At 55.7% G+C, this 14307-nt stretch carries 15 protein-coding genes; 10 read left to right on the top strand and 5 right to left on the bottom strand.

What is annotated here, in order from left to right:
* The first annotated feature begins 48 nt into the window (after window positions 1-48).
* Both Q1K07_RS15425 and Q1K07_RS15420 read left to right on the top strand, forming a co-directional pair.
* Entirely contained in the window at window positions 49-1548 is a 1500-nt protein-coding gene (locus Q1K07_RS15425; protein ID WP_300312737.1) for a hypothetical protein, read from the top strand.
* Window positions 1545-1907, top strand: coding sequence for a hypothetical protein (locus Q1K07_RS15420; protein WP_300312734.1), 363 nt, complete (start codon window positions 1545-1547; stop codon window positions 1905-1907). Before Q1K07_RS15425 ends, Q1K07_RS15420 begins: the two co-directional genes overlap by 4 nt.
* A gap of 56 nt (window positions 1908-1963) precedes the next feature.
* Here the strand turns inward: Q1K07_RS15420 and Q1K07_RS15415 are convergent, their stop codons facing one another.
* On the bottom strand, window positions 1964-2218 hold the full coding sequence (locus Q1K07_RS15415; protein WP_300312732.1) for a hypothetical protein: 255 nt from the start codon (window positions 2216-2218) through the stop codon (window positions 1964-1966).
* A 293-nt stretch (window positions 2219-2511) separates the two neighbouring features.
* Between Q1K07_RS15415 and Q1K07_RS15410 the strand changes: the two genes are divergently transcribed.
* From Q1K07_RS15410 to Q1K07_RS15390, 5 genes are read left to right on the top strand one after another with little or no spacing between them, the layout of a single operon-like run.
* Window positions 2512-2997, top strand: coding sequence for a DUF1833 family protein (locus Q1K07_RS15410; RefSeq protein WP_300312729.1), 486 nt, complete (start codon window positions 2512-2514; stop codon window positions 2995-2997).
* 7 nt (window positions 2998-3004) lie between these two features.
* Complete coding sequence (locus Q1K07_RS15405; RefSeq protein ID WP_300312726.1) at window positions 3005-3418, top strand: NlpC/P60 family protein; 414 nt, start codon at window positions 3005-3007, stop codon at window positions 3416-3418.
* Complete coding sequence (locus Q1K07_RS15400) at window positions 3378-8495, top strand: host specificity factor TipJ family phage tail protein (protein ID WP_300312723.1); 5118 nt, start codon at window positions 3378-3380, stop codon at window positions 8493-8495. Before Q1K07_RS15405 ends, Q1K07_RS15400 begins: the two co-directional genes overlap by 41 nt.
* Before the next feature lie 3 nt (window positions 8496-8498).
* The gene (locus tag Q1K07_RS15395; RefSeq protein ID WP_300312721.1) at window positions 8499-8873 is read left to right on the top strand and encodes a hypothetical protein; all 375 of its coding nucleotides are present in this window, start codon (window positions 8499-8501) and stop codon (window positions 8871-8873) included.
* On the top strand, window positions 8866-9222 hold the full coding sequence (locus tag Q1K07_RS15390) for a hypothetical protein (RefSeq protein WP_300312718.1): 357 nt from the start codon (window positions 8866-8868) through the stop codon (window positions 9220-9222). Before Q1K07_RS15395 ends, Q1K07_RS15390 begins: the two co-directional genes overlap by 8 nt.
* 384 nt (window positions 9223-9606) lie before the next feature.
* Here Q1K07_RS15390 and Q1K07_RS15385 read toward each other — a convergent pair whose 3' ends face one another.
* Window positions 9607-10590, bottom strand: a complete 984-nt coding sequence (locus Q1K07_RS15385; RefSeq protein ID WP_300312715.1) for a hypothetical protein — start codon at window positions 10588-10590, stop codon at window positions 9607-9609.
* Between the two features lie 483 nt (window positions 10591-11073).
* Here Q1K07_RS15385 and Q1K07_RS15380 point away from each other — a divergent pair, with 483 nt between their 5' ends.
* The 3 genes from Q1K07_RS15380 to Q1K07_RS15370 all read left to right on the top strand — a co-directional run bounded on the left by Q1K07_RS15380 (window position 11074) and on the right by Q1K07_RS15370 (window position 12302).
* Entirely contained in the window at window positions 11074-11607 is a 534-nt protein-coding gene (locus Q1K07_RS15380) for a hypothetical protein (protein ID WP_300312712.1), read from the top strand.
* A gap of 6 nt (window positions 11608-11613) precedes the next feature.
* On the top strand, window positions 11614-11949 hold the full coding sequence (locus Q1K07_RS15375; protein WP_300312709.1) for an SOS response-associated peptidase family protein: 336 nt from the start codon (window positions 11614-11616) through the stop codon (window positions 11947-11949).
* Between the two features lie 68 nt (window positions 11950-12017).
* On the top strand, window positions 12018-12302 hold the full coding sequence (locus Q1K07_RS15370; RefSeq protein ID WP_300312706.1) for an SOS response-associated peptidase family protein: 285 nt from the start codon (window positions 12018-12020) through the stop codon (window positions 12300-12302).
* Here the strand turns inward: Q1K07_RS15370 and Q1K07_RS15365 are convergent.
* From Q1K07_RS15365 to Q1K07_RS15355, 3 genes are read right to left on the bottom strand one after another with little or no spacing between them, the layout of a single operon-like run.
* Window positions 12292-13566 (bottom strand): Y-family DNA polymerase, encoded by a 1275-nt coding sequence (locus tag Q1K07_RS15365; RefSeq protein ID WP_300312703.1) that lies wholly within the window; start codon window positions 13564-13566, stop codon window positions 12292-12294. The two genes, Q1K07_RS15370 and Q1K07_RS15365, sit on opposite strands and share 11 nt — an antisense overlap.
* Window positions 13566-14012, bottom strand: a complete 447-nt coding sequence (umuD, locus tag Q1K07_RS15360) for a translesion error-prone DNA polymerase V autoproteolytic subunit (RefSeq protein WP_300312701.1) — start codon at window positions 14010-14012, stop codon at window positions 13566-13568. The genes Q1K07_RS15365 and umuD overlap by 1 nt, the downstream gene beginning before the upstream one ends.
* A gap of 5 nt (window positions 14013-14017) precedes the next feature.
* Window positions 14018-14263 carry a DUF1654 domain-containing protein gene (locus Q1K07_RS15355; protein WP_300312698.1) on the bottom strand — a complete coding sequence of 82 codons (246 nt, stop codon included), beginning with the start codon at window positions 14261-14263 and terminating at the stop codon, window positions 14018-14020.
* Window positions 14264-14307 lie beyond the last annotated feature (44 nt).

The following is a 14307-nucleotide window of genomic DNA, read 5'->3' as shown; positions in this document are numbered from 1 at the left end:
AAAGAAGTTGAGTCAGGGGCCAAGAGCCTGGATGAAGTTCTGCAATGGGTGACTTCTCGTGTCGAGGTTCCTGAAGAAAAGATTGCCTCCTGGCGCACCCTGGCCGGTACGTATTCGGACCATGATCAGAACGCCAAGCGCAGCACTGCGATCATTGCCGAGAATAAAGAAATCATGGAGCAGGCGGCCAAGGCGGCCGATAACCTGGGCAACAGCATCAACAACGGGGCGCCGAGCGATGACACCCTTGAGGCCTGGGGCAAGCTCAATGACAAGATCGCCGAGCAGCTGGCAGTCCTTCGAGATCCGTCTGCCATGGGGGCGACGCTGCGCCAATTGGATGGCATGGATGACCTGCCGGACTGGATGCGGGGCTACACCGTCTTTCAGCAGTCGATGCTCGACATGGAGGGAATCCGCCAGGAGCAGGCTGAAGCAGCCCGGGAGGCGGCAGAGCGAGCAGCTCAAGGCCGCGCCAACGAGACTAAGCAGCTCGAGCAGCGCTATCAATCCCTAGCGAATAATCTGAGTCAACAGATTGCCCTGTTTGGGGAAACCTCCGAAGTGGCCCGGCTGCGTTATGAGCTCGAACGCGGCAACCTCAGTGGGCTCAGTCGGGAACGTGCCGAGTACTTGCTCAGCCTGCAGAGCGAATATGAACGCCTCGAGCAGCTCGATACGGTGCAGAAGTCCCTGATCGATCGCCTCTTTCCCCTGGAGGCCGCCCATCGCAAATTCCGCGAAGAGATGGCGCAGCTCGATATCAAGGCGGCCGCCGATGACACCTTCAACCTCGCGGATGCCCAGCGTCGACTCAGCAATGAATTTACCCGAGATCTGACGGGCGGCTTCATGGAGCAGGTGCGAACGGGTGGACTCCTGGACGCCGACCAGCTCGATGACACGAATGATGCGGCGCGTGAACTGGGCATGACCTTTTCGTCTGCGTTTGAAGATGCCGTGATCGGCGGAGAGAACTTCCGCGACGTGCTGTCCGGCATTGCCCAGGACCTGGCGCGCCTGACGATTCGCAAAGCCGTCACCGAACCTGCTGCCGATGCTCTGTCAGGGGCCGTCGGGAGTTTTGACTGGGGCAGCTTGTTTAGCTTTGGTGGTGGCAGTGGCGGCGGCTCAGCGGGTGGCATCTACGCCAACCTGGGCAAGTTCTCCGAGGGAGGCTGGACCGGGCCGGGTAATCGGCTTGATCCAGCAGGCATCGTCCACGCAGGCGAATTTGTCGTCAAAAAAAGCATTGTCGAAAAACCGGGTGTCCTCCCGATGCTCGAGCGCCTGAACAACATGCCGGGCTACGCCAGTGGCGGTCTGGTGGGAGGGCAGGCCAATCTTGTGGGAGGTGGCCCCCTGGTGCAGATCATTGATCAACGCCAGCGTGGCGCTCGGGCAGAGGTGCAGGAGTCGCGCGACCCTAATGGCATGCGCCGGTTTCGCGTCTTGATTCGTGATGAGGTCAAAGCTATGCACAACGACGGCTCCATGGACAGCATCATGGCCCGCAATCATGGCGCCAAAAGGAGACCGATCGGATGATCCAATGGCCTGCTGAGTTGCCCCAGGAACCTTTGGCGGATGGCTATCGAGAAGTGCCCGGCAATAATGTCCTCGAGTCCGGGATGGATGCCGGGCCGAAGAAAACGCGGCGACGCTTTACCGCAGTGGAGAAGCCCTTACCGTTGAGCTTTCTGTTGGAAGCGGACCAAGCCGATATTTTCGAAGACTTCTTTGAAAACACCTTGCTGGATGGATCGTTGCCTTTCTCGATGCTTCATCCGCGAAAGAAGACGCCTGTCACGATGCTGTTTGTAGGAAAGGAGAAGTACGCCTTGGAACCGCTTGGTTCTGGGACCTACTACCAACAATTAACGATGAACTTGGAGATTCAACCCTGAGGTGATATATGACAAAGGCCAACTGGTGATCCCAGATGACCTCATCTCGTATGCAACTATTTATCTTGCTGGCGAACGGAAAGAGTTTCGAATATTTCGCTCGACAGCACCGCCGGAAGCTCTTCCTCTGGGAACACCTTCTGGAAAACCAGCATAGCGAGCTCATCGCCCATTTTGCCATTGTGCTGACAAGAGTGCACAGCACCTCCCAGAAAAGTACGGGCGGCCACCTCATTTGGGTTTTTCATAAGCATGTCCATGAACATCAGAAACTGAGCAGTCTGATCCCTCGCTTCGTCGCCCCACTTCATTCCACAATAGGCTCATCATGTCCCATACAGTGAGTGATTTGTAGTTATCGGGAAGCTCTAAGGTGGGCTTAATTGATTCTTTTCCTTTTGTTAACTTAGCGGTCAGCATCGGCGTTTTTCGATGAAATTTAATCTGTATGTTGTGAAAAACCCATCCACCACGCTGATTCTCATTCATTGCTTGTCCCTTGCTGTATCAAACTATCCAATACTTAGTCCTAACATACCCCAACAATGTCCTGAACCTTTATCGCCGGTCCTCGTACCGGTTTTTTACTGTCCGGAGGTTAGCTTTGGCCGTTCGTTCGATATCTGCCGGGGCCGTTCGCGAACTTTTCGCGCAGCACAGTGATGCCGTCATGTTGATGTGCCTGGCTTTCAGCCATGCGGACATGTCAGAGCCTGTGCGCATCGTTAACAACAAAGTGGCGATCCAGTTCGATGGCCATCAGTGGATTGGTCTGCCCTTCGAGCCGACCCTGCCCGAGGACACCGACGAGAAGATTCCCAATGTTCAGATTCGCGTCGATAACGTCGACCGGACGCTGGTGGAATTGCTGCGTTCGGTATCGTCCATGCCCAGTGTTCGCATGTATGTGGTGCGGGTACAGAACGGCACGGTCACGCGCGAAATCGGCCCGTTAGACCTTTCCTTGCTGAGTCATGACATCGGTATCGACACGATCACGCTTGATATCGGCTATGCCATCGACCTTCTTAATGAACCGGCCTGCCAGGACATCCTGAATCCAGGAACCGCCCCCGGCTTATTCAACTGATTCCACGATGATTGACGTCTCCGAATATATCGGCCTGCCGTTTGCACCGGGAGGCCGAGGGCCGCGTTATGACTGCTATGGCCTGCTACGCCTGGTCTACGCCGAACGTCTGAGCATCTTGTTGCCCGAGCATGCGGGCTATTCCCAGACCCTGACGCCTACGACGGCGGCCATGATCCAGGCTGGCCTCGTGGACTGGACAGAAGTGCCAGAGCCAGCGCCTTGGGATGCCGTCCTGTTGCTGGTAGATGGACAGCCCCATCACATCGGCCTTGTCGTCAGTCCTGGGTGGATGTTGCACACCACACGCCATAAAGACGCCTGCCTCGAACCATTCACAAGTCTCTACTGGCGCGACCGCATTGAAGGATTCTATCGGTATGACCACGCTTGTTGCTCGCCCGCATCCGCTTCGCAGTGATTGCTATTCCGCCGAGCTGCCTGATGGCACCACACTGCTGGAGACGTTGGGGGACTTACCGGACAACGTGTTTGCCCAGGTGGATGGCGAGGTATGGGAGCGCCATCGCTGGGCAGAATCCCTCCCCTTAGGCAGTATCGTCACCGTCTACGCCAACCCGCAAGATGATATCGGGCGCGCGGTCGCCATGATCGCGGTGGCCGTCGTGGCAGCCTACACCGGCGGCGTGGCGCTCGCGGCTTACGCACCGGCAGTACAAGCCGCCGCGTCTGCCGCTGTCACCATCGCGGGCTCCTTGGCCGTCAATGCCTTGATCCCGCCCAAGATCCCCAGCGGCCCTGAAAATCCCGGCAGCAGCAAGGTACGTCAGTCCATCACCGGCACGCGCAATCAGGCCGAGCCCTATGGCGTGGTGCCGCGTGTCTACGGTAACCCGCGCTGGTATCCCAAGCTTGCTGCCAATCCCGTGACTGAGATTGCCGGTAATGACCAGTACCTGCGCATGATGGTGGTGCTGGGTTATGGCCCACTGGAAATTGCCGGACATCGTGTTGGACCTGGACTGCCCAAGCTGGATCACACCACCGACGTTGGCAATGCCATCCGGGTCGGTGAAACCAACATGGGAGAGTATGAAGATGTCGAGTGGGAAATCGGCCTGCCTAGCCAGGTTGATCTCGACTATCCCGATATTGCCGAGGAAGCCATCGGTGTCGCATTGAACCATGAGGGCGACTTGAGGGATGACACCTGGGTACCAGACGGCAACACTGCTACGCGCACCACAGCGCCCAACACTCGAGAAATCAGTATTGACCTGGTGGCAGCCAATGGTCTGCGTTCCATCAATGACAATGGCACCGATTCTCTCACCCAAGTCGAGTTCAAGATTGAATACCGCAAGAAAGGTGCGTCTTCCTGGACCGTGAAAGAAGAGGCTTGGCTCCTCAAGGGACCGGTGAAGGAAACGCTGCGCGTAAACAAGCGCTGGAAAGTCCCTGCCGGCCAGTACGATGTCCGTGTCACCCGCCTACGCTCGTACCATGGCGGCACCGAAGCCGTTTACTCCGACTTCACTTGGGCCACTCTTCGTTCTATCCAGAAAGGCCCGGCCTATAAAGGCGACCATGTGATCATGGCGCTGCGTATCCGTGCCACGGATCAGCTCAATGGGGTTATCGATCAGCTCAACATCCGCTCGCAAGCTGTCCTGCGTGTATGGAATGGCACCGATTTCGTGATGAAGGCCACCAGCAACCCGGCCTGGGCCTACCTCGATGCGCTCACGGGTAAGCAGGTTGGCCGCCCCATTAGTGATGCTCAGCTCGACATTGTGGGTATTACGGAGTGGGCGAAATGGTGTGACAACGAGGGACTGCACTACCACTGGGTGCATGATGGCTCAGAAACCTTGTTCGAGCGTGCTCGTACCATTGCGGCCGGCGGCCTTGCATCGTTCAGCTTGCAGGATGGACTGTTTGGTGTGGTGCGCGATGACCCCAACGCGCCAGTCGTACAAGCCATTACGCCGCGTAATGCGACGGGCTTCAGCAGCTCACGTCAGTTCAAGGACCTTCCTCATGCGCTGCGGGTAAAGTACATCGATCCGAAGACCTGGACGGATGCTGAGCGTATCATCTACCGCGAAGGGTATAACGCTTCCAACGCTACCCGCTTTGAAGACTTCGAAACTCAGGGGGTGGCCGACCCTGACGAAGCCTGGTACCACGGTCAGTATTATTTCCGGCAAGCTGTTCTACGTCCAGAAACACACCGTGTCAGCATGGATTGGGAGCACCTGGCCGTGGTGCGGGGCAATCGTGTGCGTCTCGCCTATGATGCCATCTTGGTCGGATTGGGCTGGGGGCGTGTCAAAGCGGTCATCAATGACACCATTGTCCTGGATGAAAAGCTGCCGTACGACACCTCACAGCCGTATGGCATCCGGGTACGTGGCCACGAAGGCCCACAGTCGACGACCCCGGTGATCGCCTCCGTGGTCGGCATGACCAATACGCTGACGATGGTCGAGCCGGTACCGGTGAAAGTAGGGGATCTGGTGATCTTTGGCCCTCTGGGCAGAGAATCCATTGATTGCAAGGTGACACGCATCGAGCCTGGTGCCGACTTTACGGCCGACCTGACCTTGGTGCCTGCTGCCACGGATATCTTGGACTTCAGCAAAGCGCCGGAATTTGACCCGGGCATCACCAAGCCGATTCCGCCTGATCGTATCCGTCCACCGGTCCCACACATCACAGCGGTGCGGGGTGGCGAGGATGCCGCTCACCAAAATCCTGACGGCTCATTTCAGACGTTGATTCGCGTTGCCTATGCGTTCAATGCTCAGGTCGGCTTGCCGTCTCTGGAAGTAGAAGCCCGCTATCGTGTTGTCGGGACCGCGCAATGGCAGAAGGCTGGGCCGTTTTCGGCGTCCGGCCAGCTGACCATCCGCGATGTGGAGGACGGCGAGCACTACGAAATTCAGATCCAGACACGCAATGGCAACATGGTCTCGGGCTGGTCTCAGACCGCCAACCTGACAGCGACCGGGCATCCCGTGACCGCGCCGACCCAGGTGGATCTGGATATCGGCACCTTCTCTATCGTGCTGCGCCCTCGCGGGATTTATCCCAATTTGCAGTGGGAGTTTTTCCGTTCCCTGGCGCCACTGGCGCTGGGTGATGTCGAAACTTCTGCCCTGCGCCTGGGAATCGGCTCGTTGATAGCCGACACTGAGCTGGAACCGGACACCACGTATTACTACTACGTCCGCGGCTGGTCCGCGAAGTTCGTCTCTGCCTTCTATGCCGTCGAGGCCACGACTGATAACGATCCTGCCAAGATCCTGCAGGTGATCAGCGGGGAGATCAAAGAGGATCATCTTTACCCTGCATTGCGCGAGACCATCGACAAGATCCCGCGACTGGAGGCAAGCGTCACTGAGGTCGACGAGAAGATTAACGTCGAGCTGGGCGAACAGACACTGGTACAGAATGGCCGATTCGAAAGAGGACTGGAGGAATGGGAAGTCCTTAAAGGCGAAGAGCATGTCTTTATCGTGCGCCGAGATGCTGATGATCTCCCCGTGACCAATGCGGCACCGGCAGAGTACATGCTTCGGTTCGTTGGCAGAGAGACGGAGTACGTTGCCGCCCTGGCGCAGTTCACCCAGGTATCCGTGGCCGCGGGTGACATATTCACCGTCAGTGCCGACTGCGCCGTATTCATTGGTGGGGACGTGCCTTTCGCGATGGGCGTGGAATGGTCGGATGAACATGGCGAGCGGCTTGCCGACAGCCTCCTCATCAATGAAGCCATCACGTCCAGTACATGGGAAACCTATGGCCCTGTCTCTGTCACGGTGCCCGAGCGGGCTATCAAGGCGCGCGTAGTCCTCCTTCGCAACATGGGAAAGGGCGGCCTGAGTGTCACCAATGTTCAAGCCTACAAGGCGGACAAGGTGCTGGCAGAGCGCATCCGTCACGTCCAGTCAGTGGCTGACAGCAATACGTCCATTCTGCAGGAAGTCGCACGCGCCTATATCGAAGGCGATAAGGCGCTGGCCGAGCAAATCAACACGACCCAGAGCAGTGTCGAAGACCTATCCTCGACCGTGCAGGAAAACACTCAGGCCATTGTCGATGGCGATAAGGCGCTCGCCAAGCAGGTCACGGATGTTCAGACCTCGATGGGCAAAGAGCTGGCCGGGGTAAAGCAAACTTTCGAGACCTCGATCCAGGCACAGGCCGATGGCAACAACCTGGTGGTCAACGGCAACTTCGATGCTGGTGCTGAAACCGGATGGAAGACGCTTGGCTGGCATTTCATGCCAGAAGGCCAGCACCGTGCGGCACAGACCCGGAATGGTACGAAAGCGGCCAATCGAGATTTCTACATCTTTCCTGCCAATGCATTCAAGCAAGCGATTTCGAGTGAAGTGCCTTGTCGTGAAGGTGACGTGTTCACGCTGTCATACGATCAGTGTAACGGTGCAGAGGGCAACGGAGATGCGAACATTGCGACCTGCCGTTTTCGCTGGCTCGATGCGGACCGGAACGAGATCTCTGTGGATTCAGGACCTGTAGAAAACTGTTCCTTCGACTGGAAGCGATACGGTCCAGCAACCTCCACTGCACCCAAGAATGCGGCGTATGTTCGTTTTGGTATTGCGAAGAATGCCAATTCTGGTGTGGGTATGCGCTTCACTAACGTGCAGGCGTTCCGTGTCGATCCCGTTATGGCGGCGAGTTACCTGCTTCAGGTGCAGGCCAATAACCTGATTGGCGGCATGGGGATCTACAACGATGGCAAGACCGTCGATATCGGGTTCCTGGCCAACCGCTTCTGGGTAGGCACTACGGACGCCAACAAGATTCTGCCTTTTGTCATTGATGGTTTGAAAACCATCATCAATGAAGCCGCGATCGGTGATGCCACCATTGGCTCCGCAAAAATCAAGAATGCCGCGATCACTGCGGCCAAGATCGCCAATGCGGCTATCACGGCCGCCAAGATTGCGAATGCCGCCATCACCAATGCCAAGATTGCCAATGCGGCCATCACGTCGGCCAAAATTGGCAACGCTCAGGTCAACACGCTGAAGATTGCTGGGAATGCCGTCACGATCCCTTCAGCAGTAGTGAATGATGCCCAGGCGCTCGGTTCAGGAAAGGATGTCTGGCGCACCTTTGCGACGTTAACCACCAACACGCAAGGCGCCAAGGCCCTGCTGACGATTGGGTATAACGCGGTTTACCGACTTCGCTCCGGTTCCAAATGGATGAGTGGTGACGTAGAAGTCAGACTGATTGACGGCGGCACCGTACTGAAGACCTTCATGGTTGTTCCGATCAATATGGGGCCCAATCAAATCCTCGACATTACCACGAACAATCCATACGGCAATCCGACAGGAATCCCGGCGAGGTACACCTACCTCGATAACAGAACCACCACTGGGACAAGGAACTACCAACTGCAAATCCGATTTAAAGACGTCATTAACGAAAATAATGATGAGTGCACTATCGGTGCGCATACACGCTTTATTACATCACTCGCTGTCAGGAGATAAGGGATGAACAGCTTTGCCGTTTATATTCCCGGTACCGGGGAGATCGTGGGCATGTTTTCGGGTAGTGAGTCGGATGCGGCATTACAGGTCAGAAAGATTGTCAGCTGCGACCCGAGTTTTGATGCCATCACGCATCATGTACAGGACGGGGTGGTGACGCCCAAGCGTGCCTTGGATCTCTCCCATGACATTGACGGGCTCGCCGTCACCTTCCGCCACCTACCGCCTGGGCTGAGGGTCGAGGTGGCCGGGATGGAAACAGAGACCGATAGCGAGCCGACGGAGATACAGTTCGATGTGCCTGGCACCTACCAATTCCAGTTCTCAGGCCTTGTCCCTTACTTGAATGCTGAACTGGAGATCACCCTGGATGGCTAAATTCAATGTGGCGCGATTTGCCTCCCAAGAAGAGGCGATAGCGCATTACCTGGACCAGGTCGATCAGGCGGCATTGGCGGCGAAGTCAGACTTTACCACCATCCGGGAGGTGAAGTGGCAGGAGGTATTGGCAGGCGGTGGCCCTGTATTGCGAGCAGAGGCAGAGGCGCTAGGGTGCACGCTGGCCGAGGTCATCCAGAGCGTGACAGTAGCCAGAAAAGCCTGGTGCACCTCCGAGGCAGCCAAGGAGTCCGCCAGGATCAAAGCCAAGGCTGCCATCCGAGAAGCACAGTCACCGGCAGATATGCATGCCGCCGTACAGCAATACTGCGCAGAGTTGGCCACCTAGCCTAGTATGGTTGGGACTGCAGGCATACCCCCGAAAAAGCACCTTATTGTTGGAAATCGCTTACAGGCTTTGTCGGCGATCTCTTACATTCTTGTGTCGAAGAGGTGGGTATCGTAATAGCGTGTTGCGAGTTACGCTCAGGGACGGGCATCTGCGCCAGGATGGCCGTCGTATCACACCAGGGAGCGACCACGTCTTGGCCAAGGACGGTCTCTTATGACGGCTTCCATGGCCATCAGTCGATCATTAGCAACCCTGAACACGAAGTATCAGAACATCACTGAATCGTCTGCTATGCTGTACATGGGTATGAGAGCCTCCCTGCTCAAATACCCTGCTGTAACCCCGCCAAGGCCTTGTCGGATGGGCCTTGGCGGGTTTTGTTTACCTATCAGCACGCTGGCGGCGTAACTGCGCCCGTTTCTTTCGAATACCATCGTAGGGACGCTGAGGAAACAGCAGACACAGTTCACCCAAGGGAAGGTCCAGATGCTGGTGCAAGATGTCGATTTCCCCCTGAGTCCATTTGTTGATGGTATTTAAATGCAGTGTGTCATGAGGATTGACGCTCTTCCCCTCTAACTCACGACGTACTTTCTTGCGTTTGAGATAGACGCTTTGTCGTGGCCGGTGCGGAAACAATGCACATACGTCATCAAGCGGTGCCTTGAGATGCTCTCGTAACGTCTTCAACTCATCTTGTGACCACTTCTGAGCCGGACTCAAACGCATCTTGGACCGTGTGTTGATGACCGACTTTCGAGGACGGTGTGGAAATAATTCGGCGAGTTCCTTGGCTGGTAGGTGGCTATGTTGTCTAAGTTTCTCCAGCTCCTCTTCAGTCCACTTATCACCTTTGTGCCCATCGCCTCGGCGGACATACTCAATCCCTTTTGCAAGAGCTCTTGCTTTGATGGCTTCGAAGGTGCGATTCGGTAAATATTGGTGGACCAGTTCTGTTCCGCCTAAAGGGTAAAAGCGTCGTAGTAGAACCTCATCCATTTCCGTCCAAGGATGAGTGTCGAATGCCCGTAAGCCAAGTTTCTTGGCAGCGGCTCGAATCGCAATGACGCTCCGGTGAGGCAGAAAACGACGCTGTATTTCGGGTGCTTTAAGGGCAGGGTAGTGTTTCGCTACGAGTTGCCATTCTTCCTCTGTCCAGGCGGGTTGGTCATATTCCCGCTGGACGGAATACTTCTTCAGCCCCAGCTTTCCTGCCATCCGCCTCACAGCAGCCAGAGTGCGCTCGGGGAAATATCGTTGATGTAGCGCCGTCACGGTCATTGAATGAAAATGACGCTCGAGTAGCTCCAGTTCCGCCAGTGTCCATTCCGCATGCTTGCGGTAAGAAGGTGATGATCTTTTCATGGCCAATTCCATCGATCCTACAAGCAAACGCTCCCAAAGCTGTTCAGGCGCCCGACCTTGCTGAGACCAATCGTTGATCGGTAGCCCCCTCGGTAGGCGGCATGCTTTATCGTGCTTAGATTGACGATTCATCAGCCAGATGTCGCTTTAGGGACTAAGAAGCGGCTAGTTGTTCCCCCATTTCGCGCGACACCCATGAAAGGCTGCTGGTTGACCATTCATCGTGTGGTTAGGCTTTCCAGTGATGACTCGTCCATCGTGTGTAGTAGCGTCATCCACAAAAATCATTCCGTCCCCTGATTGAAACAACATGCCACATTTCCCTGTGCTGAACTCCCATGGTCATACTTGATAGCACGGGTACCACACATATCCAACTGGTCGATTTCTCACACACTATGCCATTCTGGGTAGCATGCTCGCATGCTTTCCTCAAACATGTGTGTAATAAGCTCAATTTCTACGACATGGAAAGGTGCATCAATGAAATCTGATGACAACAGTCGCGCTTCTCTCAATGTTCCTCTATCAACCATCATTGGTAGCGATTGGGAGCCTACTTTTTACGATCCTGCCGTTCATGAGGTTGATTTTGCCTGTTACCCAGGCGATTGGTCAGAGTTCAAAGGCAAGGTGCTTTTTTCATCCGCTGATGAAATTCCTGCTTGCAGGAAGTATGTCTACCCAGCCAGCTTGGATGAGATTCATTTCTACCAGCCGCCTGTAGCTGATGATTGGCCGATCCTTTTCCTTGATGCCGATTTTGTACTATCCAACATGGGAGTTGGGGCTTTCGATATTCACCCAATTCGATGGGACAAGGTTAAGAGTTACGTTTCAAAGGGAAGCGTCGAGTACCCTGAGATTATGGAGAATCTTCACCCGATGGATGGCCGCCACCGGACAATCGCCTTGATAAAGACGTTTAGAACCAAGCGCATCCCCTTCGTGTGTGATCCGTCCTACTACAATGTGGTGCTTGAACGTGCCAAGCAGGCTGGTGCACTGCTCGATTAGACACTGATGACTAATGTCCTCCTGCTATGCTCAAAGCATGTGCGGACGATATGCCATCTTCTCTCAGCCCCGGCGATATCTCGTCGCCTGGGTATACCTGAGCCCCACATAGCTTGGGAGCCCCGCTATAACGTTCCGCCAGGCATCTGGATTCCTGTCGTATGGCGGCCTGATCCAGAGGAAGAGATTCAGCTTGGTGAAATGTGGTGGGGCTATCGCCCCCGTTGGGCGAAGGAAGGATCTCCCCAGCCTACTAACGCGAAAGCCGAGGCAGTGGCCACCAGTCGCTATTTTCAGGCTGCTTTCCGTAAACACCGCTGCCTGGTACCGGCTGATGGGTGATATGAGTGGATCACTGCAGACACTGGCAAGCAGCCCTATATCTATGTCGTGAAGATCGAGAGCTGTCGATGCTGGCTAGAATCTGGGCTGAATATGAAGACGGCTCAGCTTGCTGTGCCATCATCACTGAGCCTGCCCGCGGAGCCGCCAAAGAAGTGCATGATAGAATGCCCCTGGCACTGGATGACGTGAGCCTTGAGCTGTGGATGGACTCAGACATCACCGATAGAGAAACCATCCGCAGTGTCGTACGGCATATCCCTGCCGAGCTGGTAACCCATTGGCCTGTGAGTCGTGAGGTCAATCGCTCCGGTGTAGAAGGCTCCGAGCTGGTCGAGCCGGTCAGCACTTGACCACAGGCAACTCGTCCCACTTGGTTGTATAGCGCGGTGTCCGATGCTGGCACTGCAAATGCCACGCACTACCTGGGCGAGATATGCCTAGAGAGACTGTTCCTCGTCCATGCTCCCTGTTCAGCTTGTCCATCGTTGCCATAAGTCGCTCTCGACGTAGGCGCGTTTCGTCGTCCACCGGCACGGCCATCAAATCCAGCTGTTCAGCTGACTGATCACATAGATCCATCAGCATCACTCCCGCCTTCTGGTATTGGTACCCTTTCCGATAAAGCACTTCCAACCCATGCAAGGCTGCCCTCACGATCAACCGACTATCGTCAGTCGCTCCGGCCAGAGCAACAACCACGCTGTCTTTGTGCTGTGGTAGATCCGTGCGGAACGGATTCGTCCGAACGAATACCATCACAGCCCTGGTCAGGCTTTGCTGCTTGCGCAGCTTCTCGGCTCCACGGCAAGCGTGTGTGCGGACAGCATCTCGCAAATCAGCCATCTCTCCCGTCAACCGCCCGAATGATCGACTCGTCATGATCTGCTTTTTCGGCTGCGTCATGTCATCCAGGGGTATGCAATCCTGCCCCCTGAGCTCCCACACGATCCGCTCCATGACCACAGACGAGTGTCGCCTGATATGCTTCGGGTCTGCCTGGCGTAGGTCCCATGCAGTCTCAATGCCCAGTGCATTCAACCGTAGTGCCATTCTTCCAGCTACACCCCATATCTCTGTCAGCGGTAGCTGCTCAAGCAGCCGTCGAGTCTCAGGCGCATCGGGATATAGAGTGGCCACGCCTTCAAATGCTGGCTCTCTCTTCGCTACGTGATTGGCCAGCTTTGCCAATACCTTACTTGTGCTGATCCCTACGCTGATAGGAATACCTGTATCGCGCCGTACCTGCTGGCGCATGGCCTGGCATCGCTCATCCAGTGAGCGAGGGTCAAAACCAGTCCAATGCAGGAACGACTCGTCGATCGAGTACACCTCTACATCAGGCGTGTACTGGCCATAGACCGCCGTCACCCGTTTCGACATGTCTCCATAAAGCGCATAATTTGAGCTCAGGAGAACACACTGTCGCCGGGTTGTCGGAGGGATCTCGTGTGCAGGCTGGCCCATACCAACGCCCAGGTCCTTTATTTCCTGTGATCGGGCTACAACGCAGCCATCGTTGTTCGATAGCACACCTACGGGCCTGCCTTCGAGGCGTGGATTGAAGACGCGCTCGCAGGAGACATAGAACGAATTGCAGTCAGCCAGAGCAATCATCACACAGTACCTGGCGGGTGAGGGTGGATGTTATGTGTTACGACACCCCAGACATTGCAGTCGTGGCCACGTAGCGGCAGCGGCGGATATTCGGCATTGGCAGAAAACAGGTATTCCCTGTTACCAATCTTGCCCAATTGCTTGCAGGTGAGTTCTCCATCTATGGCCATGATCAGGACATGCCCCACCTTGTGGTCGATCGACCGGTCAACGATGAGAAGATCTCCATCATAGATACCCAGTCCCGCCATGCTGTCACCACGGGAACGAAGGTAAAACGTGGCGCTGGGATGCGGGATCAGGTGGGAGATTAGGTCCAGCTCGCCCTCGAGGTAATCATCAGCAGGAGAGGGGAAGCCCGCGCGGACTTCTCCAGCGGCCAACGGCAACTTGGTGAGTGGCGCTGACTCACTGACTCTACCTAATACTTCAAAATACAGTGCCATGGTACTTACTCCTGTGGGCTCCAACGAAGCCTCATGCAGCCATCATCAAGAGGGACCAATGTCACTTCTTCGATTGTTTCAAGCTCTTCGAGCATACGATGCCAGTCTGCCTCGTTTTCATCGGCTTCACGGGAGATGGTCACAGTGCCTTCGCGCTGAGCGCGAGGTGCGTTGATGGCCCGCTGCACCCGCTGGCATAACAACTCATAGCTGGTGGGTTTGTGTACCTTCGGTTTCTGTCGTTTGGCCATGAGCATAGTCCTCTATGAATGCTGTCTATATATACAGTATTAGA

This window comes from Halomonas sp. (assembly GCF_029263665.1).
Lineage (GTDB): Bacteria > Pseudomonadota > Gammaproteobacteria > Pseudomonadales > Halomonadaceae > Halomonas.
The sequence above is the reverse complement of the archived record's forward strand: the minus strand, read 5'-3'. Positions and strand labels throughout refer to the sequence as shown.

Excerpts from the sequence above, each read along its gene's own strand:
- Q1K07_RS15395 (WP_300312721.1), top strand. The coding sequence starts at position 8,499 with ATGAACAGCTTTGCCGTTTATATTCCCGGTACCGGGGAGATCGTGGGC.
- Q1K07_RS15405 (WP_300312726.1), top strand. The coding sequence starts at position 3,005 with ATGATTGACGTCTCCGAATATATCGGCCTGCCGTTTGCACCGGGAGGC.
- Q1K07_RS15370 (WP_300312706.1), top strand. The coding sequence starts at position 12,018 with ATGCTGGCTAGAATCTGGGCTGAATATGAAGACGGCTCAGCTTGCTGT.
- Q1K07_RS15390 (WP_300312718.1), top strand. The coding sequence starts at position 8,866 with ATGGCTAAATTCAATGTGGCGCGATTTGCCTCCCAAGAAGAGGCGATA.
- Q1K07_RS15385 (WP_300312715.1), bottom strand. The coding sequence starts at position 10,590 with ATGAAAAGATCATCACCTTCTTACCGCAAGCATGCGGAATGGACACTG.
- Q1K07_RS15375 (WP_300312709.1), top strand. The coding sequence starts at position 11,614 with ATGACTAATGTCCTCCTGCTATGCTCAAAGCATGTGCGGACGATATGC.
- umuD (WP_300312701.1), bottom strand. The coding sequence starts at position 14,012 with ATGGCACTGTATTTTGAAGTATTAGGTAGAGTCAGTGAGTCAGCGCCA.
- Q1K07_RS15420 (WP_300312734.1), top strand. The coding sequence starts at position 1,545 with ATGATCCAATGGCCTGCTGAGTTGCCCCAGGAACCTTTGGCGGATGGC.
- Q1K07_RS15415 (WP_300312732.1), bottom strand. The coding sequence starts at position 2,218 with ATGAAGTGGGGCGACGAAGCGAGGGATCAGACTGCTCAGTTTCTGATG.
- Q1K07_RS15355 (WP_300312698.1), bottom strand. The coding sequence starts at position 14,263 with ATGGCCAAACGACAGAAACCGAAGGTACACAAACCCACCAGCTATGAG.
- Q1K07_RS15380 (WP_300312712.1), top strand. The coding sequence starts at position 11,074 with ATGAAATCTGATGACAACAGTCGCGCTTCTCTCAATGTTCCTCTATCA.
- Q1K07_RS15365 (WP_300312703.1), bottom strand. The coding sequence starts at position 13,566 with ATGATTGCTCTGGCTGACTGCAATTCGTTCTATGTCTCCTGCGAGCGC.
- Q1K07_RS15400 (WP_300312723.1), top strand. The coding sequence starts at position 3,378 with ATGACCACGCTTGTTGCTCGCCCGCATCCGCTTCGCAGTGATTGCTAT.